General features: G+C 41.4%; 23 protein-coding genes. 6 read left to right on the top strand and 17 right to left on the bottom strand.

The window, feature by feature from the left end:
• Positions 1-91: 91 nt before the first annotated feature.
• Complete coding sequence (gene uvrA, locus E2B99_RS07260) at positions 92-2,920, top strand: excinuclease ABC subunit UvrA (RefSeq protein WP_134244253.1); 2,829 nt, start codon at positions 92-94, stop codon at positions 2,918-2,920.
• On the opposite strand, the gene E2B99_RS07265 is transcribed toward uvrA, so the two are convergent.
• The gene (locus tag E2B99_RS07265; RefSeq protein WP_134244254.1) at positions 2,909-3,610 is read right to left on the bottom strand and encodes a hypothetical protein; all 702 of its coding nucleotides are present in this window, start codon (positions 3,608-3,610) and stop codon (positions 2,909-2,911) included. The two genes, uvrA and E2B99_RS07265, sit on opposite strands and share 12 nt — an antisense overlap.
• Before the next feature lie 187 nt (positions 3,611-3,797).
• On the opposite strand from E2B99_RS07265, the gene E2B99_RS07270 reads away from it, so the two are divergent.
• The 3 genes from E2B99_RS07270 to E2B99_RS07280 all read left to right on the top strand — a co-directional run bounded on the left by E2B99_RS07270 (position 3,798) and on the right by E2B99_RS07280 (position 6,103).
• Entirely contained in the window at positions 3,798-4,220 is a 423-nt protein-coding gene (locus E2B99_RS07270) for a DsbC family protein (protein ID WP_166739004.1), read from the top strand.
• 416 nt (positions 4,221-4,636) lie between these two features.
• On the top strand, positions 4,637-5,722 hold the full coding sequence (trmA, locus tag E2B99_RS07275) for a tRNA (uridine(54)-C5)-methyltransferase TrmA (protein ID WP_134244256.1): 1,086 nt from the start codon (positions 4,637-4,639) through the stop codon (positions 5,720-5,722).
• An 18-nt stretch (positions 5,723-5,740) separates the two neighbouring features.
• Complete coding sequence (locus tag E2B99_RS07280; protein ID WP_134244257.1) at positions 5,741-6,103, top strand: cupin domain-containing protein; 363 nt, start codon at positions 5,741-5,743, stop codon at positions 6,101-6,103.
• 13 nt (positions 6,104-6,116) lie between these two features.
• Here the strand turns inward: E2B99_RS07280 and E2B99_RS07285 are convergent, their stop codons facing one another.
• Both E2B99_RS07285 and E2B99_RS07290 read right to left on the bottom strand, forming a co-directional pair.
• Positions 6,117-6,806 carry an ion channel gene (locus E2B99_RS07285; RefSeq protein ID WP_134244258.1) on the bottom strand — a complete coding sequence of 230 codons (690 nt, stop codon included), beginning with the start codon at positions 6,804-6,806 and terminating at the stop codon, positions 6,117-6,119.
• A gap of 173 nt (positions 6,807-6,979) precedes the next feature.
• Positions 6,980-8,125 (bottom strand): NAD(P)-dependent alcohol dehydrogenase, encoded by a 1,146-nt coding sequence (locus E2B99_RS07290; RefSeq protein WP_134244259.1) that lies wholly within the window; start codon positions 8,123-8,125, stop codon positions 6,980-6,982.
• Positions 8,126-8,293: 168 nt separating this feature from the next.
• On the opposite strand from E2B99_RS07290, the gene E2B99_RS07295 reads away from it, so the two are divergent.
• On the top strand, positions 8,294-8,902 hold the full coding sequence (locus E2B99_RS07295) for a DUF2239 family protein (protein ID WP_134244260.1): 609 nt from the start codon (positions 8,294-8,296) through the stop codon (positions 8,900-8,902).
• Between the two features lie 150 nt (positions 8,903-9,052).
• Positions 9,053-10,795: an isovaleryl-CoA dehydrogenase gene (locus tag E2B99_RS07300; RefSeq protein ID WP_240687762.1), complete on the top strand. Its 1,743-nt coding sequence runs from the start codon at positions 9,053-9,055 to the stop codon at positions 10,793-10,795.
• A gap of 87 nt (positions 10,796-10,882) precedes the next feature.
• On the opposite strand, the gene E2B99_RS07305 is transcribed toward E2B99_RS07300, so the two are convergent.
• The 14 genes from E2B99_RS07305 to galE all read right to left on the bottom strand — a co-directional run bounded on the left by E2B99_RS07305 (position 10,883) and on the right by galE (position 26,399).
• Positions 10,883-12,784, bottom strand: coding sequence for a polysaccharide biosynthesis protein (locus E2B99_RS07305; protein WP_430981461.1), 1,902 nt, complete (start codon positions 12,782-12,784; stop codon positions 10,883-10,885).
• 151 nt (positions 12,785-12,935) lie between these two features.
• On the bottom strand, positions 12,936-13,475 hold the full coding sequence (locus E2B99_RS07310) for an acetyltransferase (RefSeq protein ID WP_134244262.1): 540 nt from the start codon (positions 13,473-13,475) through the stop codon (positions 12,936-12,938).
• Positions 13,468-14,481 carry an MraY family glycosyltransferase gene (locus E2B99_RS07315; protein WP_430981457.1) on the bottom strand — a complete coding sequence of 338 codons (1,014 nt, stop codon included), beginning with the start codon at positions 14,479-14,481 and terminating at the stop codon, positions 13,468-13,470. The genes E2B99_RS07310 and E2B99_RS07315 overlap by 8 nt, the downstream gene beginning before the upstream one ends.
• A gap of 124 nt (positions 14,482-14,605) precedes the next feature.
• The gene (locus E2B99_RS07320) at positions 14,606-15,442 is read right to left on the bottom strand and encodes a DUF4184 family protein (RefSeq protein ID WP_134244264.1); all 837 of its coding nucleotides are present in this window, start codon (positions 15,440-15,442) and stop codon (positions 14,606-14,608) included.
• A gap of 141 nt (positions 15,443-15,583) precedes the next feature.
• Positions 15,584-16,513 carry an NAD-dependent epimerase/dehydratase family protein gene (locus E2B99_RS07325; protein ID WP_134244265.1) on the bottom strand — a complete coding sequence of 310 codons (930 nt, stop codon included), beginning with the start codon at positions 16,511-16,513 and terminating at the stop codon, positions 15,584-15,586.
• Positions 16,513-17,625, bottom strand: coding sequence for a glycosyltransferase family 4 protein (locus tag E2B99_RS07330; RefSeq protein ID WP_240687763.1), 1,113 nt, complete (start codon positions 17,623-17,625; stop codon positions 16,513-16,515). Before E2B99_RS07330 ends, E2B99_RS07325 begins: the two co-directional genes overlap by 1 nt.
• A gap of 7 nt (positions 17,626-17,632) precedes the next feature.
• Positions 17,633-18,709, bottom strand: coding sequence for a glycosyltransferase (locus tag E2B99_RS07335; protein ID WP_134244267.1), 1,077 nt, complete (start codon positions 18,707-18,709; stop codon positions 17,633-17,635).
• Position 18,710: 1 nt separating this feature from the next.
• Positions 18,711-19,838, bottom strand: a complete 1,128-nt coding sequence (locus E2B99_RS07340; RefSeq protein ID WP_134244268.1) for a hypothetical protein — start codon at positions 19,836-19,838, stop codon at positions 18,711-18,713.
• A gap of 46 nt (positions 19,839-19,884) precedes the next feature.
• The gene (locus E2B99_RS07345; RefSeq protein WP_134244269.1) at positions 19,885-20,757 is read right to left on the bottom strand and encodes a glycosyltransferase family 2 protein; all 873 of its coding nucleotides are present in this window, start codon (positions 20,755-20,757) and stop codon (positions 19,885-19,887) included.
• Between the two features lie 2 nt (positions 20,758-20,759).
• Positions 20,760-21,926: a nucleotide sugar dehydrogenase gene (locus E2B99_RS07350; RefSeq protein ID WP_134244270.1), complete on the bottom strand. Its 1,167-nt coding sequence runs from the start codon at positions 21,924-21,926 to the stop codon at positions 20,760-20,762.
• Positions 21,926-22,792 carry an ATP-grasp fold amidoligase family protein gene (locus E2B99_RS07355; RefSeq protein ID WP_134244271.1) on the bottom strand — a complete coding sequence of 289 codons (867 nt, stop codon included), beginning with the start codon at positions 22,790-22,792 and terminating at the stop codon, positions 21,926-21,928. The genes E2B99_RS07350 and E2B99_RS07355 overlap by 1 nt, the downstream gene beginning before the upstream one ends.
• Positions 22,773-24,050, bottom strand: coding sequence for an oligosaccharide flippase family protein (locus tag E2B99_RS07360; RefSeq protein ID WP_240687764.1), 1,278 nt, complete (start codon positions 24,048-24,050; stop codon positions 22,773-22,775). The genes E2B99_RS07355 and E2B99_RS07360 overlap by 20 nt, the downstream gene beginning before the upstream one ends.
• Complete coding sequence (gene tviB / locus E2B99_RS07365) at positions 24,050-25,327, bottom strand: Vi polysaccharide biosynthesis UDP-N-acetylglucosamine C-6 dehydrogenase TviB (RefSeq protein WP_134244272.1); 1,278 nt, start codon at positions 25,325-25,327, stop codon at positions 24,050-24,052. Before tviB ends, E2B99_RS07360 begins: the two co-directional genes overlap by 1 nt.
• Positions 25,328-25,331: 4 nt before the next feature.
• Positions 25,332-26,399, bottom strand: coding sequence for a UDP-glucose 4-epimerase GalE (galE, locus tag E2B99_RS07370; RefSeq protein WP_134244273.1), 1,068 nt, complete (start codon positions 26,397-26,399; stop codon positions 25,332-25,334).
• Positions 26,400-26,421: the final 22 nt, after the last annotated feature.

The following is a 26,421-nucleotide window of genomic DNA, read 5'->3' on the forward strand; positions in this document are numbered from 1 at the left end:
TCTTGGTCACCAGACTGCTATGGCTATGCACTGCCCTTTAGTCGCTTGATCATGCGTTACCGTTGTTCATCCACAATTAGCTGAGATTTACATGAGCCAAAATGAAATTCGTATTCGTGGTGCAAAAACACATAATCTAAAAAATATCTCGCTGGATATTCCACGTGACAAGTTTGTGGTGATTACCGGATTATCAGGCTCGGGTAAATCGTCACTGGCCTTTGATACCTTATATGCCGAAGGCCAGCGCCGCTATGTGGAATCGCTGTCGGCTTATGCGCGGCAGTTTTTGTCGCAAATGGAAAAGCCGGAAGTGGACAGCATTGAAGGCTTGTCACCAGCAATTGCCATTGAACAAAAATCCACCAGTCATAACCCGCGCTCCACCGTTGGCACTATCACCGAAATTTACGATTACCTGCGCCTGCTGTATGCCCGCGTGGGAACACCGTACTGCCCGGAACATGACTTGCCGATGGTGGCACAAACCGTGTCTGAAATGGTGGATAGCGTCAAGGCCCTGCCTGAAGGTACAGCGTTAATGTTGCTGGCGCCGGTGGTGCGTGAGCGCAAGGGGGAATATAGCCACCTGTTTGAACAACTGCAGGGTCAGGGTTTTGTGCGCGCGCGCGTGGATGGTGAAATTATTGAACTGGATGAACCACCAACGCTGGACAAAAAGAAAAAGCACACCATTGAAGTGATTGTGGATCGTTTCAAGGTGCGTGAAGATCTCGGCAACCGGCTGGCGGAATCATTTGAAACTGCCCTGCGCTTAGGTGGTGATATTGCCACTTTAAGCTGGCTGGATGGCAGTCATCCCGAGCAGGTGTTTTCCGCCAAGCACAGTTGCCCCCAGTGTGACCGCGCAGTGGCCGAACTGGAACCGCGCTTGTTTTCCTTTAACAATCCTTATGGTGCCTGTCCGGTTTGTGATGGCCTGGGTGTACGCAGTCACTTTAGTGCCGAAAAACTGATTCCCAATGCTGAACTGTCGCTGAATCAGGGTGCGATTAAAGGCTGGGATCGCCAGCGTCCGTATTACTTTGGTTTTATTACCAAGCTGGCCGGACATTATGATATTGACCTCAATACCCCATGGCACACCTTGCCCAAGAACCAGCAAAATATTGTATTGAATGGTTCGGGTAAGGAAAAAATTGATTTTTCCTATGTGGATGAACGCGGCCGCAAGCAACATCGTGTGATGGTGTTTGAAGGTGTGCTGCCCTATTTGGATCGCCGTTACCGCGAAACTGAAAGCAATCTAGTACGCGATGATTTGGCGCAGTATTTGTCCAATGCTGCCTGTGATGCCTGTGGTGGCTCCCGCCTGAACGAACTGGCACGCAATGTAAAAGTGGTGAACTGCACCTTGCCGGAAGTTACCAAGATGTCGATTGGTGATGCTGAAAGCTATTACCAGTCGCTCAAACTGGAAGGGGCAAAAGGTGAAATTGCCGACAAGATTTTTAAGGAAATCCGCGAGCGCCTGCATTTTCTGGTGAGCGTAGGCCTGAATTACCTGAGCCTGTCGCGCTCTGCCGATACCCTGTCTGGTGGTGAAGCACAGCGTATCCGCTTGGCCTCACAAATTGGTGCGGGCTTGATGGGCGTGATGTATGTGCTGGATGAGCCGTCCATTGGTTTGCATCAGCGTGATAATGACCGCCTACTCAAGACCCTGATCCGTTTACGCGATCTGGGCAATACCGTGCTGGTGGTTGAGCATGATGAAGATGCCATTCGTGCTGCTGACCATATCATTGATATTGGCCCGGGTGCCGGGGTGCATGGCGGTGAAATTATTGCCGAAGGGACGTTTCAGGAAATTGAAGCGCATAGCGATTCCCTAACCGGGCAGTACCTGTCGGGTCGCTTAAAAATTGAAGTGCCGAAGCAGCGCAATGCGCCACAGCCGGACAAGATGCTGCATTTGAATGGCGCCTGTGGCCATAACCTGAAAAAGGTTAACCTCAGCATTCCGCTGGGTCTTTTTACCTGTATTACCGGCGTGTCCGGTTCAGGTAAATCCACGCTGATTAACCGTACCCTATTACCACTGGCAGCGACACAACTGAATGGTGCCAGTACGCTCACGCCGGAAAAATTTGACAGCATTGATGGCTTGCAACATCTGGACAAGGTGGTTGATATTGACCAAAGCCCGATTGGCCGTACCCCACGTTCCAACCCGGCCACGTATACCGGCTTGTTTACCCCGATTCGTGAGTTGTTTGCGCAAACGGTGGAAGCCAAGGCGCGTGGTTATGCGGCTGGACGCTTTAGCTTTAATGTAAAAGGCGGACGCTGTGAAGCCTGCGAAGGCGACGGCATGATTAAGGTGGCCATGCACTTTTTACCGGATATGTACGTGCCGTGTGATGCCTGTCATGGCAAGCGTTACAACCGTGAAACGCTGGAAGTGAACTACAAGGGCAAGAATATTTCCGATGTGCTGCAAATGACAGTGGAAGATGCTGCCGAGTTTTTCTCTGCTATTCCGGCCATTCATCGCAAGCTGGAAACCCTGATTCATGTGGGGCTGGGTTATATTCGTCTGGGTCAGGCCGCTACTACGTTATCTGGTGGTGAGGCGCAACGGGTAAAACTGGCGCGTGAACTGGCCAAGCGTGATACCGGCAAAACCCTGTATATTCTGGATGAGCCTACCACTGGCCTGCACTTCCACGATATTGCCAAGCTGCTGGAAATCCTGCATCACTTGCGTGACAAGGGCAACAGTATTGTGGTGATTGAGCACAATCTGGATGTGGTGAAAACTGCGGACTGGATTGTGGACTTAGGCCCGGAAGGTGGTTCTGGCGGCGGCTTGATTATTGCCGAAGGAACACCGGAAGATGTGGTAAAGGTGAAAAAATCCCATACCGCGCAGTTCCTTAAACCTTTATTGAAATAAGTTAAGCTGGCCTAGCACGATTGGCGTTGGCTTAGAATCTCTGATGATTTTAACCCGACGCCAGCTTTCCAGTGTATCTGTGGCAAGGATATATTCAATGCCATCAAACAAGGAAGGTTGTTTTTCAAAAAATTTCTCAGCCCGGTTTAAGCATTGACGCAGCCATGAATAAGACATTTTCATCTCTGCGGCAATATTCAAATAAGTGTGTTTGTCTGTTTTAGATTTAAGCCTTTCAAACAACTCAATATAGGCTAAGATCATTGAAAAGCTATTTTCTGTAGTCTGCTTGGTTTGCTTTTTCTTTGTGATCAGATATTCCTCAGCATCAAGTAATTGCTGCAACGGTTCATGTGCATCCGAAGCTTTTGCGTGCAGCAGGATAGGATGTGTTGCTGCATCTGGGTTGTTACGCGCTGGTTGATCTATCCTTTGTGCATACTTAATATTTTTCTCAGAAAATTCAACAAACCTTTGATGCATTGCACGGTATAAATATTTCCGGTGTTCTATATGATTAATATCAAATGACCCAAATATGGCTACTTTCCATTCTGTGACTACAAAAATCAAAGCTTCATTTTCAATATCTTCCTTTTGATGCTCTCCCGAATCTCTCGCAATACGCTGCCATAATGTTCCATATCGTTGTAGTGCAGCATAAATTTTTAGCTGTTCAGCGTGATCCATGCCGATCTTCCAGGAGACAAAAATAGTAAATTAATCAGTTTAGATTTAAAACTGAGGTCTTTGTTAATGCCGAGTGCTGATATTGACCCGTACAATTCAAAACAAAAGATTACCCTAAGGTTTTGACAATCTTAGCCTCGCTCCTTATTACTTGATGCTTCCTTTTTCCAATAAGACGTACTCAGCCATGGACTTTAACGAGCTACCGTTTCAACACGCCATTGAATTTAAACAAGGCAATGGTTCACGACAACTTGCCGTATTTAGTGACCCTGAATGCCCGTACTGCCAACGGCTGGAACTTGAACTGGCTAAACTGGACGATGTTACTATCCATGTTTTTCCGTTTCCCCTGACGCAATTGCACCCAAAGGCAGAACAAATTAGCCGTAAAATATGGTGTTCACCGGATCGGGCCAGCGCCTGGCGTGATTATCTGACCCAGCAGCTTGCGCCAGACAATCCCGGAAACTGTGATGCTCCTGTTGAAGCCAATTTGCAACTTGGTCAGGCGCTGGGTGTCAATGGCACCCCCACCCTGATACTGTCCAGCGGCAAATTAATAACAGGCGCTGCTTCTGCTGAGGATATTGATGCGTTACTGGATTAGACAGACTGGAAAGGCAACTGGCAACGGTTACGTTACTCAATTAAACGTCGCCGTCTGCTCACTTACCAACAAATTTTTGCCAGTTGTTTCTTGTTTCCGGTAATTTTGCTTAACGGCTCAAGCTTAAATTTGAGTCGTTTTTGATGAATATCTAAAAAGACTTTTTGTTGCTTCATATAGCAATTCCATAAGTTTTTAAGTTAGCTCAGGTTTTTCACTTACATTGCAACAATAAATGCCCTGTAAAGATATCAGTCAGGGCAGCTAAACAAAGCAATATGGATAAAAAAATGCTTATACGCAGGGAATTCCGGTTTTACTCAACACTGATGCTGTCCTCAGCAAACAGTTTATCGCGTGTTAGCTAATTATTTGCTACCATTCGCCGCCTAACTTCTGCTCGACATCCTGGCCTTATGACCTCGCCATACCAACTGCAACTTCAAGAAAAAATTGACCGCATCAGTGCGCAATTTGCTGATTACAACCCGCCTGCGCTGCACGTGTTTGAATCACCAGAACAACACTATCGCATGCGCGCGGAGTTTCGCATCTGGCATATCGAAAACGACCTGTTCTATGCCATGTTTGAACGCAGTGCAGATGGCAAGCAGAAAAAAGTCATTCGTATTGATGAATTTCCCATTGCCGACCAAGGCATTAACACGTTAATGCCAAAATTGCTGACAGCCATCAAAGCCGTGCCGGTACTGTCCGAACGTTTGTTTGAAGTGGGCTTTTTGGCAACCTTAAGTGGCGAAATGCTGGTCAGTTTTGTTTATCACCGTAAGCTGGATCTAGACTGGGAACAAGCCGCCAAAGCATTGGGCGAGCAGTTGAATATCAGCATTATCGGGCGTAGTCGCGGCCAAAAGCTGGTGATTGGCAATGACTTTGTGGTGGAAAAGCTCAAGGTTCAAGCCCGGGAATTTGTCTACAAGCAAGTGGAAGGTAGCTTTACCCAGCCTAACGCACAAGTATGCCAGTACATGCTGGACTGGGCGTGCAGCGTAGCAGGACATTCAGATAAAGATTTACTGGAACTGTATTGCGGTAACGGTAACTTTACCCTGCCGTTATCGTTGAGATTTAAAAAAGTTTTGGCAACTGAACTGGCAAAATCATCGGTACATGCGGCTGAATGGAATATTGCGCAAAACCAGATTGATAATATTCAGGTGGCACGTTTATCCGCAGAAGAGTTTACCCAGGCCTATCACGGTGAGCGTGAATTCAGGCGTTTGCAGGACGCCAGAATCGACCTCAACACTTATGATTTTGATACAGTGTTTGTTGATCCACCACGCGCAGGGATTGATAACGACACCTTAAAACTGCTGCAAGGGTTTGAGCGCATCATCTATATTTCCTGCAATCCAGACACCCTGCACGATAACTTAAAGACCTTAAGCCAAACCCACCGCATTAGCCAGTTTGCGTTGTTTGACCAGTTTCCGTATACCCATCACGTAGAATCCGGGGTATTACTGGAAAAGATTTAACAAGGGGATAGTAATGTAATGGCAGATATTTTTATTGCAGGACAAGGCCTGGCACACGCTGCGGCAACGGTAGACTATCCGCGCCCGGAGCGTCTTGTTGCAGGTAATCCAGAACGGCTAACCACCAGTCTGTATGAACACCCCAACATGAGCTGTGGCATTTGGCATTGTGACGTGGGTGCATGGCGCATTGTGTTTGCCGATAACAAACAAGAGTTTTTTCAGGTAATCAAAGGGATGGTTCGCCTGCATGACGCGCATGGTGAGTTTGTGCAGATTCATGCAGGTCAGGCTGGCATTATTCCACCCGGTTTTGTGGGTATGTTTGAAGTGCTGGAACCGGTAGAAAAATATTATGTGATCGTAGAAATCACAGCCTAAGGACTGGGCACGATCACGCTTGATGATCTCTGGGCGCATGCTTAATGTATTGCAGGGTAATCAAACGCGACACCACCAGCGTTAAATACATCACGCCTACAAACATTTGTAGCGATACCAGCACCCGTGCAGCCGGGGCAATAGGCACAATATCGCTTAAACCAGTTCCCGATTGCACACTAAAGCTTAAAAATAGCAACTCCAGCCAGCTACGGCCCAGTTCGCCATCAGCCAGTGCGGTAAAACTGCTGGGATACAGGGTCTGGCAGGCACTGTATAAAAAGGCAAACGCCCAGGCAAACAGGGTAAAGACTGTAGCTGCCGCAAATAGTTCATCACGGGTAAGGTATTTATCGGCAAACATATACATTAGCAAACCGGATGCTGCATAAATATAAGCGGCAGCTTCCACCACATTGGCAATCACCTGCAACAGCGGCGTGCCAAAACCAGCCACAATGGTGAGCGACAAGATCAGCGCTGTGCTGACAAACACCAAACCCACCAAGGTATAAATGGGACTACGGCGAATAATCGTGGCAATTAATAACAGCGCCAGCGCACTTAAGCACCAGGACAACGCATGGGTATTCAGGGTTTTGTTAGTGAGCGGCGACAAACATAAAATCAGTAACTGTAAAATCAGCAACCATGCCGAAGGCAGCAGTTTTAAACCTTTCCAGTGAATTAACAGGCTGTGCATTATATGATAGCTATTGTGATTAAGCTGTTGAAAATTATGCCATGTTTAACTGTTAAAAGTTTTTAGCCTTATAAGGTTTATGGTAACGGCAAATGAGATAAAAAAATTCTGGTATGACATCCCTATCCTGCAAATTATGCTGAATCGGGCTTAGCCATAAGCTATGGGCAATATCAGGTCATTTTTAAAATGGGCTTGACCACCTTGCCGCTAAAGCTGTCACGAATAGCATCATTGATCTTTTTAAATGGATAAAACTTGACCAGTTTTTCCAGCGGGAATTTGCCTTGTTCATGCAATTGCATGATGTGCTGATGCGTATCGGGCGTTTTGCCACCGCCGCCCACAATGCCAATTAATCGTTTGCCATTTAGGGTATCGGCATGATCCAGCTTAAACGTCTGCAAGGGCGAGCCGCCACCCACCATGCCACAGACGCCCAGAATTCCCAGGGACTCCATGGCAGCAGGCACCATCTTACCGCCCAGCGTACAATCCAGACTGTAATCCAGCCGGTTTTTGGTCAGCAACCGGATCTTGGCCGCAATGGCTTCTTTTTCCGATTTAAACACATGGGTAGCACCCAGTTTCTTGGCTAGTTTTAAGCGGTTACTGTTGGGATCAACCACAATAATGGTTTCACATTCGCGCACCACTGCTGCCATCACTGCCGCCAGTCCGGTAGAACCACCGCCAAAAATGGCAATGCTGCTGCCCGCTTGTGGCTGCAATTCATTAAGCACCGCGCCTGCCCCAGTAGTAATACTGCACCCGAGTGGCCCCATCAAATCCAGATCAATGCTGTCAGGCACTTTAATCAGGTTGCGCTCCAGCGTAATGGCATGGGTTGACCAACTGGATTGCTGAAAAAAATTGCCATACAACTTATCGCCATTGGCTTTTCTAATCGCATGTGAACCATCCAGCCGCTGGAAACCAAACGATAACGGGCCTGCCAGCTCACAATAGCGGGGCTGGTCGCGCAGGCAATTGCGGCATTTGCCACAGGAAGGAAAACTAATGATGACACGATCACCAACTTTAAACTGGCTTACCTTGCTGCCTATGGCTTCAATGATGCCTGCGCCTTCATGCCCCAGTACACAGGGTTTACCTGTGGGCAAGTCACCATTGAGAACTTCATGGTCAGTGCCACAAATCCCGCAACTGCTGATCTTGACCAGTACTTCATACGCTTGTGGTTCATCCAGTTCAATTTTGGCTAGCTTCACTTTGGGATAGCGCGACAGGGAAACCAGTGAACGCTCAAACAGGGCTGCTGTTGCACGCATGATCATTATCCAATGTGTTCGTTGCATGCCAGTGTTCCATCAAGACCACATTAGATAAGTAGATTTTCTGTACAGTTGCTGTGCATAAATTTTAAACAATTTTCATTTAATAATTAATTTAACCCGGGTAATATTTCTTATTTACTTTTATCCGGGTAAATTAGACAAGACTCCTCAAAATTTAACGAGAACAATATGAATACTTTAACCCATTGGACTGCTTTTCAAGACCATCAGCAATTTGCCAGTGGTGATCCCTGGGATGTAGCTATAGCAGTAAGTGATGCCCTGCAACAGCAGCCGGGTCAGAATATTTATATTTTTGATGATCAAACGGGGCGCATGGTCGATATTGACTTAACCATTAGCCCTTTTGCCCTCATGGCTCAACTGCAAACCCAGTATGCGGTTAATGAAACAACAGCACCCGAAACATTGCGTGGCGCAGGCAGGCCAAAGCTGGGCGTGGTAGCACGCGAAGTGACCCTGTTGCCCCGGCACTGGGAATGGTTAGCGACCCAGCCCAGTGGTGCATCAGCGACCTTGCGCAAACTGGTGGAACAGGCCCGCAAACAGGATCAGGCAACTGTTATAGTCAGACAGGCGCAGGAAGCCACAGACCGGTTTATGAATGCCATGCTTGGCAATGCACCCGGTTATGAAGCGGCAGCACGGGCATTGTATGCCGGCCAGAAAGAAGACTTCCTGCACTATACCGAGCAATGGCCAACCGACCTGCGTAACTATGTACAGCGTCTGGCTGAACCTGCATTTGGGGCAATTAAGGTTGAATCTGAACAATAAATCTTATGAATTTAATCTTATGAATAATGTGCGTAATCTGGCTGACTGTCTGGTCAATGGCAGTTTTTGCCACTGGGTTTAACATGGCCTTGGCTTAGGCTTGACCAATATTGAATGATAGAAAGTCAGTAACAAGTCTTCATGAGGCCCATGATGAATCCACCAAACCCGACTTTAACCACTCCGGCATCCGGGTCAAACCAGCCAGTTGCTTACCCCTGTGCGAGTGCCCAATCCCCGGCGCAGGCTGAAACTCATCCCGTGTTCAATGTGTCGTCTGAGTTGGGTGACATCAACCTGTTTGACAGTGATCCGGCTTTGCAGGAAGCTGTACAGCGTGAAGGTGCAGGCTGGGCCATTGATGATTTAAAACAGTTTGGCGCACTGACGGGTTCGCGTGATTATTTGTACTTAGGTTATCTGGCCAATAAATACAAGCCGGAGCTGGATACGCATGACCGATTTGGTCATCGTGTGGATGTGGTGCATTATCATCCGGCTTATCATGAACTGATGCGTAGCGCCTTTGCCAATCAGTTGCATTCCCTGCCCTGGGTTAATCCGGTAGCAGGTGCACACGTGGCACGGGCTGCCAAATTTTTAATACAGGCTCAGGTGGAAGCAGGCCATATTTGCCCTACTACCATGACTTTCGCCTGTATTCCCAGCATCCGTAGCACGCCCAAACTGGTGGCACTGTGGCAGGATAAAATTCTAAGCCCGCAATATGATCCGCGAAATTTACCAGCCAGCCAGAAAAACGGCCTGACAGTAGGCATGGGCATGACCGAAAAACAGGGCGGTTCCGATGTGCGTGCCAACACCACCGTTGCTGTGCCAGTTCACCAGCGTGGGCCGGGTGAAGGTTATGAAATTACCGGGCATAAATGGTTTTTATCAGCACCCATGTGTGATCTGTTTCTGGTATTGGCTAAAACTGATGCCGGGGTGTCGTGCTTTTTAGTGCCACGCTGGCGGCCAGATGGCAGCAAAAATAGCCTGCAGGTGATCCGCCTGAAAAATAAAATGGGCAATGTGTCCAATGCTTCCAGCGAAGTGGAGTTCCGCGGTGCATTTGGCTGGCTGGTGGGCGAGGAAAGCCGTGGTGTTGCCACCATCATTGAAATGGTGAGTTTAACCCGCTTTGACTGTATGACCGGTTCAACCGCCATTATGCGCATGGGATTGATTCAGGCGATTCACCACTGCCAGCAACGGGCAGTGTTTGGCAAAAAACTGATTGCTCAGCCACTAATGCAAAACCTGCTGGCTGATCTGGCGCTGGAATATGAAGGGGCATTGGCCCTAACCATGCGTATGGCCCGCGCGCTGGATCAAAAACAACTGGATACAGACAACCAGCATGAAAACCTGCTGGCACGCATTGCCACCGCCATTGGCAAATACTGGATTTGCAAGCGCACGCCGAACCATAGCTATGAAGCCATGGAAGTGATTGGCGGCAGTGGTGTGATGGAAGACAGCCCCATGCCACGCCTGTACCGTGAAGCTGTTATTAATACCATCTGGGAAGGTTCAGGTAATGTGCAATGTCTGGATGTGCTGCGTGCCATGACCAAAACCCCGGCCACCGTGGAGGCTTATTTTAAGGAAGTCAGCTTGGCCCTGGGCAAACATGCCCTGTTTGATCAGGCCGTTGAGCGCTTGCAGGCAGAATTTCAAAATAGGGAAAATCTCGAGTTTCGCGCCCGCAATGTGGTCGACCAGCTGGCAGTGGTGTTGCAGGCAGCCTTATTGCTCCAGCATGCCCCGGATTATGTAGCCACTGCATTTTGTCTGTCGCGTCTGGGTCAGCAAGGTATGCATAATTATGGCAGCCTGCCAGTAGAAGTAGATGCCACAGCCATTATTCAACGCACTTATCAGGTTTAAGTTCAATAGACAGTTTTAACTTCAATCAAATGCTGAAAAACAAAAGCCCGAATCAATCGGGCTTTTTGTTATAGGTTGCTTGACCGGTCAGGCTGACTTGGGGCAATTGGCAATCAGCTGCTCAGGCTGTGAAAACACCTGACTGCGATGATAACCATCCACATAATGCTCAAGCTGGGTCAGGATTTCATCCAGTCCATGCAGGTCACGGGCATTATTGGTAATCAGCTGCAACAGGGTTTCAACTTCCTCAAGGCCATACTGTTTTTCCACCGCACGCACAATCAGGCTATGCTCGGTGCGCTCACCATTGGCATCATCCAGCAGCAGCTCTTCATACAGTTTTTCGCCATTGCGCAGGCCGGAAAATACAATATCAATGTCGCCATGCTCGGCTTCCGGCTCGCGTGGCGTCAGGCCGCTTAAAAAAATCATGCGCTTGGCCAGATCAACAATCTTAACCGGCTCACCCATGTCCAGCAAAAATACATCGCCACCCTTACCCATGGCACCGGCCTGAATCACCAGTTGCGCAGCTTCAGGAATGGTCATGAAATAACGGGTCACTTCCGGATGGGTCACGGTAATGGGCAGGCCTTCGGCAATTTGCTTGCGGAACAGCGGCACCACAGACCCGGATGAGCCCAGTACATTACCAAAACGCACCAGACTAAACTGGGTTTTACAATCCGGCTGGGCAGCCAGAGCCTGACAGGCCAGCTCGGCAATCCGCTTGGAGGCGCCCATCACATTGGTCGGACGTACCGCCTTATCGGTTGAAATCAGTACAAAGGTCTCTACCCCGGAATTCTGGGCAGCTTTGGCACAGCGATAGGTGCCTACACTGTTATTCATCAGGCCTACAAAGGGATTCACCTCAACCAGCGGCACATGCTTGTACGCTGCTGCATGATACACTGTATCAACCTGATAATTTTGCATCAGCTGTTCCAGCTTGGCCTGATGCAGCACACTGCCCAGCGATGGAATAATGCATAAATCCGGTGCAGCAGCTTTTAACTCCTGCTCAATGGCATACAGCGCATATTCCGACAGTTCCAGCAGGATCAATAGCTTCGGGTTAAGCTTAATAATCTGACGGCACAATTCACTGCCAATTGATCCGCCAGCACCCGTCACCATGACCACTTTTTGCTCAATATTGGCCTTAAGAAAATGTGGAATGGGTGGCACTGGGTCACGGCCCAGCAAATCCATGATATCCACTTCCTGAATATCAGAAATTTTCAGGCGGCCATTCACCAGCTCTTCAATTGGCGGGACTGACTGGACTTTCACCATCAAAGGTTCCAGTTTTTCGATAATCTGGCGGCGCTCACTACGGGTAATGGATGGCAAGGCCAACAGTACCTTTTGTACCTGACGTTTGGGAATTACCCGAGCCAGCTCCTGACTGCTGTAAACCTTGACCCCAGCAATGCGTCCGCCAACCAGCAACGGATCATCTTCCACAAAACCGACCACTCGCTTGTAGGCATGGTTTTTTAATGAATTGAATAAGGCAATGCCGGCTGACCCTGACCCATAGATCAGAATATTCTTGGTGGGCGTTAAAATAATTTGCCGGTGACGCAGCACAAAACGCGCCATAATCCGGCTAGTCCAGAGCCAGATAAACAGCAAAAACACATAGGGTAATGGTACTGAGCGCGGAATGTGCAGCAGCATGGAATTAATGCTGAAGATCACCAGACTGAGCAAAAACAGGCCCAGCAGCACGGATTTAAACAAATTCTCATTAAACGAACGTAGAATTTCCTGATACAGCCCACTGAGCACCAGAAACACGAAAGTGAGAGTATAAATAATTACCTGACTTTGTAGTGGCAGGTAATAGTCCAGCGACAATAAGCGTGCGGCCATCAGGAAATGCAGGATAAAGACCATGATGACCAGATCACTGGACATGATAATGAGCTGCTTTTGCCAGCGTGGCAAACTTGACAGGATTTTTAGCGTTCCACGTATCAGTTTGGTGGCAGGCATGAAATTATTCACTCATCTTTTAAAAGTTCTACAATTCAAATCGTGCTATCTTTAAGTACTCGTCTGCACACTCAAACAACTTCTACAACGCACTATTTACACAACCACGTCTAGCCTAGCAGATTTACAATTACTATCCATTATGAACTATTGTTGAACCAACTTCCAAGGAGGAAAACTCAGCAATTCTAATATTTCCAGCCACTTTAACGCCAATACTTAAGTGTGCATACTCTTCGATTACTACGTCATGATCTAGTATTACACCACTATTTAAGATACACCCTCTGTGAACCTGCACATCTGTCCCTAAAACACATCCGGCCATAATGGACACTCCTGCCTCAATTTTAACGCTTGGGCTAATTATCGCCTGAGGATGAATAATTGTTGCCAATGGTATACCCATTTCTGTCGACATCTCATGCCATCGCTTTCTAATCTGGTTATTTCCTACAGCTGCAATGGCTTCACAATTCATCAGATCCATATTTTTTAAATGAGCAATATCAGAAATCACGAGATAATCATTCTTGTCCTTGAGCCTTGGCCACTGGTCATCAATAAAGCATATTTCTGCCCACTGTCCTGTCAGGGCTGCAACCTCAGCCAATGATTTTCCGTATCCACCTGCCCCGAGTATCAATAACCTGTGTTTTTCCTTTCTAAGCATGAGCATTACCTGCCCTGAATATCACTGCCAATACTACCAGCGGCAAATATGCGACTAACACGCCTAATTCTGGATAAGTATAATTTTTTATAGCCACCAAATAGGCTATCGGAAAGAGCCATATCACGTTTAATACCACCACACTCATGGTTACCAAGGTGTGACTCTTGAATCGACGTGAAGCAATCTGATAGGTATGGCTACGGTGTGCATCATACATTTTATGCCCGTTAAGCACTCGACGGATTAATGTAAAGGTTGCATCTACAATAAAAACACCCAGACAGATCAGCCATGCACAAAATAAGGACAGGTCTACTTTTAACGCAATAAGTGCCAATATTCCAAGGATAAGGCCTAAAAAACCACTACAGGCATCACCCATAAAAATTCTGGCTTTGGGAAAATTCCATAATAAAAAACCAAAGACACTGGCGGCCAGTAAGAAAAGTACCTGAGCATGTAAGTTCTGAGCTGTTATCAGGTAAATGATCGCAATGCTTAGTGTTGTTGTTATGGCCTCTACACTGGCAATTCCATTAATTCCATCCATGAAATTATATAAATTGAGAAGCCATACCAGAAAAAGTACAGCAATAATATTGGTAAAAAAACCAAGTTCCAAACCGTTAAATGCCACGATCTCAGCAAATCCGCCAAGGCTTAGCACGACCCCAATAGCAATTAAAAAATGGATAGCCAACCGCACTAAAGAGTTAATATGACCGTGGTCATCCAAAAATCCCAAAAGGGCAACTGCAAAACCTGCTCCAATTAAAGTAAGCCCGGATTGCAGCGGAAAAAAACCGTAAACCATCAGCACTGATAATGCTATCAAATAGCTGATTACAACGGCAACCCCACCTCCTCTTGGCGTGGGAATGCTATGGGAACTGCGCTCATTTGGCCTGTCTATAATATTCTTCTTTAAAGCATAATGGCGCATATAGGCGGTTAGCAAGAAAGTGGCCACAAATACACCAAAATACATTCCGTAAAAAAACATGTAGCTCATCCTGAAATTGTTTCTTACTCTTGGCCTACATAACCTGTTTGCGCAAGGTCATACATTCAAGTCAAAATTTTATTAAAAAGATCGAACCTACTTTCAAATCTCTTAGGGCTAAGATTCAGTACTTTCGTTTTCGACAAAAATCCAGATAATATACGCACTGATACAGCAAAGCATAAACGAAAAATGCAGAACACATCCCCTGCAAAAAGCCCACCATCACTTTGGCTATAAACAAATAGTTATCGCTAAACCATAGGTTGTGCCATTTTAACCCGGCTTGTAGTGCTGTAGCTAGTGAAGATGCGCCTAACAAGCTAACAATTAGCACTCTATGCCAACCTTTTAAAATAATTTTTTTACACTTAAAGTTGGCGCTGCTTAAATTGCCCTGTTGTAGCCAACGCCATGCAAAAAATATTAAAAACAGTAAGCCCAGCACCGAGGTAGCGTATTGCAACAGCCGCGCTACAGGCATAAACCCTAAATAGCTTATATTTACAGGATGCTGCAGCCACAATACATGGCTGGCAATAAATCCATCAGGATGAGTAATTCCATCCCATAATAAATGGGTGACAGTCCCCAGCAACAGGCCCAGAACAACTGTAAGCCAGAAAACAGCATATTTCCTGAATTTGATTGACCATTTGCTCAAGCTATCACGCTGCATAGAATGTCTTACAAGATTACTTTCATGACATGGATGGATTAAGCTTAGTGCTGGCCGCTTCAATAGCCAGTACCACAGTATAAAAACGATTAATCCCATCGGTAAGCAATAGGTTAATAATCCTGACGCCTGATGTGACTGATGGCTTATCGCTTCATTACTGCTCAGTACATAGGGTAAGTCTGGTAACATGCTACCAATCAGTAAGGCATCAAAACTTACCCAACGGCGATAGGGGTAAAACGGTAGCACAGCAGCCATATGAGACAGTGTAAAAGCCATTTACTACACTACTCTTGGGGTTGATGATTTGATGTCTAACATTTGATAAACTATAAGTTAAAATTAATAAATTAATCAGGCAAAAAATGAATACAGGTGTCGAAAAGTAATACTATATATATTAATCCGGCCTTAATATCTTTATAAGCGATGTGAGCGTCCTACATGCTCTAAAGCCTGATATGTATCCAAAGGGGGTTTCCAATTTAAAAGGCTGCAAGCTTTTGAACAGTCTATTTCTAAAGATTCATACAATTGCTCATACAGCTTTCTCTTACCCACCAGCATAGAACCTATTTTTAGTACTGTTTTGGGCATATAAAATAATATCGGCTTCTTATTCATTCCCGCTTTAAGCAGTCTTACCATTTGCTCTGTAGAGATAACTTGTTGGTCTGCAATTAAAAATAGTTCATTTGCAGCTAAAGGATGAGTGATACAACAGGATATAAAATCAACTAGATTTTCTAAAGCAACGAATGAGCGTTTGTTATTAACATGCGCTAAAGGCAAGGGTAGATTGGTAGAGGCCAATTTTAATAGACGAGCAAAGTTACCTGGTGCATGAGCGGCATAAACTAAAGGTGGACGAATAATGACTAATTCTGTGGCTGATCCCGCAAATAGCTTTTTAAGCTCTTGCTCAGCCTCTGATTTGGAAACCGCATAATCTGCATGAGGCTGTGCTAAAGCATCTTCTGTAAATGGTTGCTGCAGCGTCACTGAACCATTCACACCGATAGAACTCATAAATATAAAGCGTTTTATTTTTTTGTCTAAAGCCTGACGTGCTAATTGCAAAGTACCGTCCACATTCACTTTGCGAAATTCGCTCAATGGGTCTGTTGTTTGTTCATTTAAAATATGGGCACGACCAGCTAAATGAATAATAACATCTAGATTATCGGGTAAGTCTGCTGCAAAAATATTAGCAGTAACAAGTTGTTGGATATTTGCAGAAAGCATATGATTCTGAGTGCGGACTAAAGCAATCGTGTCATACACACTACTCACCCGTTCAGTCAGAGCTGTACCTACAAATCCTGTTGCACCTGTGATTAAAACTCTCATTATTTTAAAGACCGCATTGATAATACCTGAGTGTAGACATCTAATGTTTTATGCAACATTGTATTAAAATTAAATTGAGTTTCATACAAATGACGACTGTTATTACCTAATTGTAGACGCAAATTTTTATCTACAATCAGTTCTTGAAGTGACTGAACTAAAATATCAATATCCCTTTTAGGGATAAGATATCCATTTTTAGAACTAACACTTTCCTTTACCCCTCCCACATCAGAAGCAATAATAGGTAAAGATGTACTCATTGCTTCCAATATAGTCAAAGGGAAGCCTTCATAATTTGAAATTAATACAAAAATATCGGCCAGATTTAAAAACTCTTTTACTTTGAAACTTTGTCCATGAAAAATAATTTTTGAATCAAGATTTTCGTGGTTAGCCAATTCTTGACATTTTTGAAGATTTGGTCCATCGCCTAAAAAATCTATTTGCCAAGTTAAATGTGCAGGTAATTTTGAAAGTGCTTGTATCAAAAAATATTGATCTTTAGGATCTTCAAAACGTGCAACCATAATCAATCTTACTATAGAGCTAGATTTTTCACTTGCTGAAGTTTTTATATCTGGTACACCATTGTGAATAGTCTGAACCAACTCTGGTGTTCCAACGTTATGCTTAAAACCATGTTGTCGGTCATATTCTGAAACTGTAATAATATGATCTGAAAACTTAGTCATGAAACGTTCTAAAGTCGCATATATTTTTTGTTTTCTAGGGCTTACTCCATCAGTAAAAGCCCACCCATGTGCCGTAAACACTACAGGTAAGTTCAAGGATTTAGCTGCTAAACGACCCAATAAGCCAGCCTTACTAGAATGGCAATGTACTATATCTGGCTTCAGCTGTTTTAAATGTTTTTTTATTTCCCAAAAACCTAGTACATCATGTGCTAAAGATATTTCTCTTTTTAAGTGCTTTAATGAACTAAAATCTATATGATTTTTCTTAAGCTCTTCAGTAAAAGCACCTGCTCCACCTACTAATATATGAACTTGATGACCTTGACTAATCATACCTTTTGCTAGTTCAAGTAAATGGACACTTGCACCACCAAGCACGTCTGAGCGAGTGATAATATAAACTATGTTTAACATAAAGTTTTCATTCATTTCTATAAATTTTTAACCAGTTTTCAACTGATTTTTCTAAAGAAAATAATTCTTCCACACGTTTTCGTGCTTTTAAGTTATTTTCTTGTATCTCTATAGGTGTTTTGCTTACTGCTTGTTTTATTGCTTCTGCTAGCGCCTTGCTATCTTGAGGTGGAATTAATATTCCTGTATCTCCCATTACTTCAGGCACGCCACCACTATTTGTCGCAATGACAAAAGCGCCACATGCCATCGCCTCTGCAACAACCAAGCTAAAACCTTCATAAGCTGATGATAAAATGAAAAAATCTGCTTCTTGCATTAGTTGGGGTATATCATCTCTACGCCCAAGCAAAGTCACATTGTCCTTTAAACCTAAATGCTCGATTAGCTCTTCTATCTGCGGTCTAAGTTCTCCATCTCCCACTACATTAAGTATATATTCTTTGTGTTGTGGATGCTGACGAAAAATAGCAATAGCATGTAATAAATTCGGATAATCTTTGGCTTCATGAAAACGTCCTACTGCTAAAAACTGTAGATTTTTTTTATCCATCTCAAAATTTTTTTGACTCCCAAAAGTATAACGTTCCAAATCTATTCCATTATAAACTGTTTGTATTTGATTCGTTGTTGCAGCTCCTTGCTTTTGAAAACTCTGACACGCACTGTCACTGACATTCGTCAATACTTCCGATAAGCCATTTGTTAAACGATAGGCGAGCATTCTTACTCGCCCACCCTCATTATTGCTGTGTGCAGTACATATAAGACGTGGAATTTTCACAAAGAAACGGCACAGACGTGCAAAAATATTAGCATGCACCATATGTGCATGAACAATATTCGGTTGAAACTCTAAAATTAAACTTTTATATTTTTTAAAAGAGTTAGTCATCTGAAAAGGAGAATTTAAATCTAAATTAATTAATTGAATCTCATTACACGTGGGGCGTACAATTATATCTCTAGTTAAATAGGCTATGACAACTTGATGCCCTTTTTCATACATCTTATCAGCTAAATCACAAACAACTTTTTCAGCACCGCCACCGCCTAAACTAGTGGTTAAATAAAGTATCTTCATCTTAAAAACTCAACTTTTTTAAATTTGATTTATAAAAAACTAATGAAATTAAGAAGGCAAAAAAATATGCAGTAAAAACTGCTGGAATAAATTGAAAACCAATCAAACAAATAACCACAGAATAGGAAACATATTCATACCGCATAGGAAAACAATAAAGTATAAGTGTAATAAGCCAATATATAAAGAACAAAAAGAATACAACACCACCTAACACTAAATTATATATAAATAAGTTATGTGGAATAATAGTAACAGCATTTCTATAAATCTCTATATCATACATAGAGCCATATAAAAAATTATTTTTAAAAAAATCAATTGCTGAGATATACCCATCAATTCTTCCAGTAGGATCCAATGATAGAATTCTAGATGATGCGTTGATTTCAAAAAAATATTTTAATAGAAATAAAACTGGCATAATAAAAAGAGAGAAAAAAGATAACTTTAAAATACTAATTTTATTATTAATGCTTACATTTTTTAAAAAACTTATAATTAATAAAATCATTGTAAATATAATTAAAGCATAAAATCCTGTTCTCGCTGTAGTAACTAAAGATACGACTATAAAAAAAACAGCAAAAGCCCCTTTATTTTTTTTTGTATACCATAATAAAGGAATTAGAGAAGTAAAATATAATGATAGAAAGCTATAATCCATCCAAATAAATCCAAAACCAATTCGATCAGCATATTCATTAATTGTGCCTATAGAAACACTCATTTCATTATACAAATATGATTGCAATAAGACCCCCACCCCCATCAATAAAGCAATGTTAATATATATATTAATAATTTTATTAAAAAAATAATTAGAAAAATTTATCCTCTCAATAAATAATGGCCAATATGCAATTAGAAAAAAACAGACCATACTAAGCAATGAGTTTAAACTGTTAGAAAAAATACTCATCATTGAAACAATTAAAATTAAAAAGAGATATGAAACTAAATTATAGTTAAATCTAATTTTTTTTAAGCTATAAAAAATAAGAGAATACGAAGCTATTAAAAAAAATGGTAAAACCCTAAATCCGCCAAAATTTAAATATGAAAATGGAATCGATACTAATATTAGAAACACAAATAATTTGAATAGTATTTTTTTCCTAATTTTCATAATTAAAACCTTTGCACTTAATAATTAATTCCATATTTTTCTTACTTCATCGAAACTCTAATTTGATCTTTTGGATCAACTTAAATAGTGAGTAATAATTACCATATGTAAAAAAATTTTTAATTAAAAAACTATAACTAGCCAAATTTATATCATAATTATATAAATGAGCATATAAAAGTACTTCATCCTGACCGGTTAATGAATGCTTCAATCTAAAATAATTATATGCTTCTTTAATCTTGCTAATTTTTTTTTGGGTTATTCTTTCAAATGGATGACTCGTATCTACTACATATGTAGATTCTTTAACCAAATAAAATTTTTGATTACCTAAAAGCCTATACCAACACTCGAAATCTTGCCATGCAGGTAAATTAGGATCAAACCCTCCTGTTTGCTTCATTATTGCAGTTTCTACAAATATCTGATTTCCAATTAAGTTATTAACTAAAATTGTTTTTCTATCCGCATAATTTCTTCTTATAATTTTCTTTAAAAAACTATCTTTGATTTTTTTATCTGATACTTTATGTTTATAAAGTGAATATAGTGCAATGCAATCAACATTTCTCTTTTCCCATTTTCTTAAAAAAAGTTCAATTCTTTCTTTTAGAAAATAATCATCATCGTCTAAACCAGTAATAAATTTACCTTTTGCATTTTCGATTGCAATATTACGACTTACACATGCCCCACTATTCTTTTCTTTTATAAAATAGCGAATACGTGAATCTTGCTTACCAATTTCGTCTAAATATTCATGTGTACCATCATTAGAGCAATCATCTACAATAATAATTTCTAAATTTTGATAAGTTTGCTGACGTACAGACTCAACTGCACGTTTTAATAGTTCTACACGATTAAAAGTAGGAATATATACGGTCACTAATGGATTGGACTGCTCTAAACTCATTATCAATTCTCCCCGAACAAATCTCGCGTATAAACCTTATCAGCATCTTGCTTCAGATCATCACTCATTCTATTCGCAAGGATAACGTCCGAACTTAACAAGAAATGATTTAAGTCATTTTGTAGCGCATAGGCTTCAAATTTTTCTTGATTTAGAGTCGGTTCATAGATTTGAATTTCAATATTATATTCCTCTAATTCACGAATAATATCCTGAATAGCTGAGTCTCTAAAGTTATCAGATCCTGCCTTCATTGTTAGACGATAAATACCTACAACATTTGGACGTTTTTTTAAAATTTCTTTTACAATGTATTGTTTACGCGTTTTATTAGAGTGAATAATTGCTTGAATCAAATTTTGTGGCACATCTTTATAATTTGCTAGTAATTGTTTGGTGTCTTTTGGCAAGCAGTACCCACCATAACCAAAGGAAGGATTGTTATAATGCTGACCAATACGGGGATCTAGACTTACACCTCTTACAATATCCAAGCTACTCAAACCATGTTTTGCACAATAAGTATCCAACTCATTAAAATATGCTACACGCATAGCTAAATACGTATTAGAAAATAATTTAACTGCTTCTGCTTCAGTCGCATTCATACAGAGAGTGGGAGCTTTTTTTTCGACTGTCGCATTTAGATAAAGCTGGGCAATTTTTTCAGCACGTTCGGACTTTTCACCCACGATAATACGTGATGGATATAAGTTATCATAAAGTGCCTTACCTTCTCTTAAAAACTCTGGCACAAATATAATTTGTTCAGTTTTAAATTTGGATTTAACCTGTGCTGTGTAGCCGACAGGTATAGTCGATTTTATAATAATGGTCGCAGTGCTATTCAGTGGAAGGATCTCTGCAATTACACTTTCTATAGAAGACGTGTCGAAATAATTGGTCTCGGAATCATAGTTAGTAGGGGTAGCAATAATAATATAATCTGCTTGCTCATACGCTTGAACCTTATCAAGCGTAGCTTTCAGATTTAAATTATCTTCTTCAAATGCCTGCTCAATATAGTCATCCGCAATAGGTGATACTTTTTGATTAATTAAAGCAACACGATTTTCATCAATATCTAAACTTGTTACTTGATGCTGACGCGCAAATAATACAGCATTAGAGAATCCGACATAGCCTGTGCCTACAACTGTTATATTCATTATTTCATTAACCATAGTTTTCCAATCTCTTTACCAAACACACCCGAAAAGCTACTACTTCTGCCTGCACCTGGTGTAAATGTAATTTCTCCAAAGTAAATCTTTTCTTTAGTAATATACCAATCCAAACGAATATACTTATATTCCGTACATAAGAACTCATTCAGTCTTAATACCTCTTGAATAGCCTCTTTTTCACGAGGACTTAGGACTAACTTATAATTAAAAGGAGAGTGCAAAATATTATCTAAATCTTTTACGTCAAAAAATACTGTCTCATATCCTTGTTCAGACCTTTCAGCTACAACCTGCAAAATCTGTCGATATGAACCATCTTTATTAGTAAAGCGATGAAATTTATAATCTCTAAGTGCTTCATCCTTACTAGTAATCTTCTGCTCGACTAGAAGTTTAGGTTTAATTAGGCTGTAATGCCATTCATCACCTATTTCACTATAGTCCTCCTTAAGCCATGCTGTTGCCTTTTCGATAATTTGATTTTTCTCATCTTGGCTTGGTACATCATCAATAATTTTCACCATACCAGCACCATGATTTGGCTTAATTACAATTTTCTCCCATTGATCCATACCATATAAGTCATCAGGATTTTCTGTACATAGAATTAATGGAATTAAATAGTCCTCGCCTATTTTTTCTTGAACATATGCGCGAACAGCATATTTATCTGCCAGTAAAGAGAATTGAGAATCTTTATCGTACAAAATACGACTTAAAACTTTTTCATTAAAATTTTGAGGGTTCTCAATATTTGGAAAGACTCCAAAAGTCCTAAAATAAGTCAGAGCTAAACGATACTTTTTCGGTAATTTAGAAATTATTAACCTATACAGATTTTTTAACATTTTTCAAACCTATTAAACTAAGATGTAATTTCAAAATAACCTGATTTCTAAAAAAATAATTTGCCAATGTTAAAGATAAAAACTCTATCAGAACAAAACACATAACTGCCCCCCATATTCCATAATACTGAATAAATCCATAAGACAAAGGAACACTTAATATGCTAACACTTATCATTTTAATAGATAAATATTTATACCCATTTAATTTTATCATATACCGATAACTAATTGTTCCCAAAGCAGAAAACATAGTTGCTAAAACAATAAACGGTAGTAATTTTATAGAGTCAACAAACTCAATCCCATATAAAGTATTAACCACCCATGATCCCAATAAAAACATACACAGCATTACAAATGCTGTAATAATTATCACCAACCAGTGTATTTGTCTTAAATAATACAACTCTACAGACTTATTTTTTTCTGAATAGATTTTTGAGAAATAACTTGTAATTAGTGCCATATTGATAAAACCCCAAGCCGAACCAAGAGTTAGAGCAACATTATAAACACCCAAAATAGAAAATGAGGTAAATTTAGCTAAAAATATATTTGAAATTTGAGTATACAAAACAATTGAGAGAGAAGATAAAACTAAACTCCCTCCAGTTACAAGCATGTACTTATTATATCTTTTTTTACTTTTTATAGTTCTGTTGGTACTATAATTTTTATAGAAATAAATCTTCCTCAATATATATGGAACCATAGCTAATACAATAATAGGGAAAATCATTGTATAAGGATCAGCCTCAAAAAAAACTAAAACAAACCTTAAAGCTAATGCTAAAAAAAGACCTATTATATTAGTTAAGGCATTCACAACTGAAATAAGCTGACTATTATTATGAATAGAGTAAATATCATTAATTATAAAGTAGCTAGCAATACAGTTACCTATTCCGAATACAAAAGTTAATCGGTCACTACTAAACCATAAGTATAGAAGAGCACAGAAGGAAGTTAGAATATATATATAACAACGCATTGATTGTGTTGTTATCGCCAAACGGATACCAGAATGAATATTTTCACTAAAACGTTTAAATAATATATTTTGAGCACCAAACCAAGATAAAGTTTGCACAAAAACAAAAATTGATGTAGTGAAAGCTAGCTTGCCAAAATTTTCAGGCCCTATATATTTAGCCATATAAGCATTGACAAAAATAAGCCCAAATATACCTAAAAACTTTTCTAACATCATCCAAGCGGAGTTAGAAAAAATTCTTTTGTCTATAGCAATTTTCATTACAGTCTTAGATCACTTTCTTGAACTTTTAAAATGTATTTCAAGTCATAGAGTACGTAATTTTCTTTAGCTAAGACTCTAAAATCTTCTACTGACATATTTTTAAACTCATCATGGGCAACAGCCAAAATCACTGCATCATAATGATTATTTTGCAGCTGCGTAATAGGGGTCAAACCATATTCATGTTCCACTTCTTTCGGGTCTACCCATGGGTCATAAATATTTAAATCTAGCTCATATTCTTTTAAAGCCTGAACCATATCAATAATTTTAGTATTACGAATATCAGGACAGTTTTCTTTAAAACTTAAGCCCATCACTAAAATTTTTGAACCGACCACTTGTATACGCTGCTTCACCATCTCTTTAATCAATTGTGTTGCAACATATTCACCCATACGGTCATTTAAACGACGTGCTGCTAAAATAATTTCTGGATGCAGGCCTAAAGACTGTGCTTTATGGGTTAGGTAATATGGGTCTACCCCGATACAATGCCCACCGACCAGACCCGGACGGAATGGTAAAAAATTCCACTTGGTGCCAGCGGCTTTGAGGACTTCTTCGGTATCAATGCCCATTTTATTAAAAATTAAGGCCAGTTCATTAATCAGGGCAATGTTGACATCACGCTGGGTATTTTCAATGACTTTGGCTGCTTCAGCCACTTTAATACTGGATGCCTTATGGGTGCCGACCGTAATAATCTGGTTGTAAACCGCATCTACCAGATCAGCAATTTCCGGGGTAGAACCGGAGGTAATTTTTTTAATATTGGTGACGCGGTGTTCTTTGTCGCCCGGATTAATGCGCTCGGGGCTATAGCCAGCAAAGAAATCCTGGTTAAATTTTAAACCTGAATTTTTTTCCAGAACAGGAATGCAGTCTTCTTCAGTAGCGCCAGGATACACTGTGGATTCATACACCACGATATCGCCTTTTTTAAGTACCTTGGCAATGGTTTCAGACGCTTTAACCAGCGGTGTTAAATCTGGTTGTTTGTAATCATCAATCGGGGTCGGCACCGTGACAATATAAAAATTGCAACTGGCCAGCTGGTTTAAATCACAGCTAAACGACAAGCGTGGACTGGCCTTTAATTCTTCAGTAGACACTTCCAACGTATGATCTATGCCATTTTGCAAATCATTAATACGGGCTTGATTAATATCAAAACCCACTACATCAAACTTTTTGCCAAACTCTACCGCCAGAGGCAGACCTACATAGCCCAAGCCAATTATGCCAATTTTAATGCTTTCTAAGTTTAGCACTTGCTTAAGCTCCATCGTTTCTGTTAAGTTTTTTGGCAAAATCGGTCACTTCAAGATTGCTGTTTGCATAACCATGCGGATTATTGGTTTGCCAATTCCACAAGTGGTTAATCATATCCTGTAAATTATAAGCTGGCTTCCAGCCTATCTCTGTGGCAGCTTTATCGGCGTTAGCCCAGCATGCAGCAATGTCGCCTTCTCGCCTTGGCACATATTGAAACGCTACTTCCTGTCCAGTGACTTGCTCAAATGCCTCAACGATCTGGCGCACGGAATACCCATTACCTGTGCCGATATTCCATGCATGATTGCCTCTGTTTTCTTCGATATATTGCAGGGCTTTTAAATGGGCATTAGCCAAGTCAACAATATGAATATAATCCCGAATTGCTGTACCGTCCGGTGTGGGATAATCACTGCCAAAGATACGAAGGTAGTCAAGCTTGCCAATAGCAACCTGAGACACAAAAGGTAGTAAATTATTGGGAATACCCTGTGGATCTTCGCCAATTAAGCCACTTTCATGGGCACCGATAGGATTAAAATAGCGCAAATTGGCAAATGACCACTTATTACTTGCCGCAGAAAGTTTTTGGAGCATCTGCTCAACCACCAGTTTGGTATAGCCATAATTATTGGTAGGCATTCCCAAAGGCATATTTTCCTCGAGCTCCCACTGGTCAGTTTCACCATAAATCGTGGCTGATGAGCTAAAGACCAGATGATAAACCTGGGCCTCTTCCATAGCTTGCAGTAGCTTAATGGTACCACCAATATTATTGTCAAAATATTCTAAAGGCTGATCCATGCTTTCGCCCACTGCCTTCAAAGCAGCAAAATGCAGCACAGCGGTAATTGGATAGTTCTGGAATATTTTTTTTAAGACCTTGGGATCGCGAATATCCCCTTCAACAAAAACCAGGTCTTTGTTGGTGATTTGCCTGACCCGCTCTAGTGCAGTGAATGAACTATTTGATAAATTATCCAGTACTACAATCTCGTAACCTGCTTGCAATAGCTGGACTGTGGTATGGGAGCCAATATAACCTGCGCCGCCTGTAACCAATAACATCTATGATCTATTCCCTTATTAA

Origin of the sequence: Alkanindiges illinoisensis (assembly GCF_004377485.1) — a bacterium.
Classification (GTDB): domain Bacteria; phylum Pseudomonadota; class Gammaproteobacteria; order Pseudomonadales; family Moraxellaceae; genus Alkanindiges; species Alkanindiges illinoisensis_A.

What these genes read in the sequence shown, in the direction of transcription:
- E2B99_RS07350 (WP_134244270.1), bottom strand. Translation starts at nt 21,926, where the DNA reads ATGAATATAACAGTTGTAGGCACAGGCTATGTCGGATTCTCTAATGCT.
- E2B99_RS07340 (WP_134244268.1), bottom strand. Translation starts at nt 19,838, where the DNA reads ATGAAAATTAGGAAAAAAATACTATTCAAATTATTTGTGTTTCTAATA.
- E2B99_RS07360 (WP_240687764.1), bottom strand. Translation starts at nt 24,050, where the DNA reads ATGAAAATTGCTATAGACAAAAGAATTTTTTCTAACTCCGCTTGGATG.
- E2B99_RS07290 (WP_134244259.1), bottom strand. Translation starts at nt 8,125, where the DNA reads ATGCAACGAACACATTGGATAATGATCATGCGTGCAACAGCAGCCCTG.
- E2B99_RS07315 (WP_430981457.1), bottom strand. Translation starts at nt 14,481, where the DNA reads ATGTTTTTTTACGGAATGTATTTTGGTGTATTTGTGGCCACTTTCTTG.
- E2B99_RS07335 (WP_134244267.1), bottom strand. Translation starts at nt 18,709, where the DNA reads ATGAAGATACTTTATTTAACCACTAGTTTAGGCGGTGGCGGTGCTGAA.
- uvrA (WP_134244253.1), top strand. Translation starts at nt 92, where the DNA reads ATGAGCCAAAATGAAATTCGTATTCGTGGTGCAAAAACACATAATCTA.
- E2B99_RS07345 (WP_134244269.1), bottom strand. Translation starts at nt 20,757, where the DNA reads ATGAGTTTAGAGCAGTCCAATCCATTAGTGACCGTATATATTCCTACT.
- E2B99_RS07320 (WP_134244264.1), bottom strand. Translation starts at nt 15,442, where the DNA reads ATGGCTTTTACACTGTCTCATATGGCTGCTGTGCTACCGTTTTACCCC.
- E2B99_RS07330 (WP_240687763.1), bottom strand. Translation starts at nt 17,625, where the DNA reads ATGTTAAACATAGTTTATATTATCACTCGCTCAGACGTGCTTGGTGGT.
- E2B99_RS07280 (WP_134244257.1), top strand. Translation starts at nt 5,741, where the DNA reads ATGGCAGATATTTTTATTGCAGGACAAGGCCTGGCACACGCTGCGGCA.
- E2B99_RS07270 (WP_166739004.1), top strand. Translation starts at nt 3,798, where the DNA reads ATGGACTTTAACGAGCTACCGTTTCAACACGCCATTGAATTTAAACAA.
- E2B99_RS07295 (WP_134244260.1), top strand. Translation starts at nt 8,294, where the DNA reads ATGAATACTTTAACCCATTGGACTGCTTTTCAAGACCATCAGCAATTT.
- E2B99_RS07355 (WP_134244271.1), bottom strand. Translation starts at nt 22,792, where the DNA reads ATGTTAAAAAATCTGTATAGGTTAATAATTTCTAAATTACCGAAAAAG.
- E2B99_RS07310 (WP_134244262.1), bottom strand. Translation starts at nt 13,475, where the DNA reads ATGCTTAGAAAGGAAAAACACAGGTTATTGATACTCGGGGCAGGTGGA.
- E2B99_RS07285 (WP_134244258.1), bottom strand. Translation starts at nt 6,806, where the DNA reads ATGCACAGCCTGTTAATTCACTGGAAAGGTTTAAAACTGCTGCCTTCG.
- E2B99_RS07300 (WP_240687762.1), top strand. Translation starts at nt 9,053, where the DNA reads ATGATGAATCCACCAAACCCGACTTTAACCACTCCGGCATCCGGGTCA.
- galE (WP_134244273.1), bottom strand. Translation starts at nt 26,399, where the DNA reads ATGTTATTGGTTACAGGCGGCGCAGGTTATATTGGCTCCCATACCACA.
- E2B99_RS07325 (WP_134244265.1), bottom strand. Translation starts at nt 16,513, where the DNA reads ATGAGAGTTTTAATCACAGGTGCAACAGGATTTGTAGGTACAGCTCTG.
- E2B99_RS07265 (WP_134244254.1), bottom strand. Translation starts at nt 3,610, where the DNA reads ATGGATCACGCTGAACAGCTAAAAATTTATGCTGCACTACAACGATAT.
- trmA (WP_134244256.1), top strand. Translation starts at nt 4,637, where the DNA reads ATGACCTCGCCATACCAACTGCAACTTCAAGAAAAAATTGACCGCATC.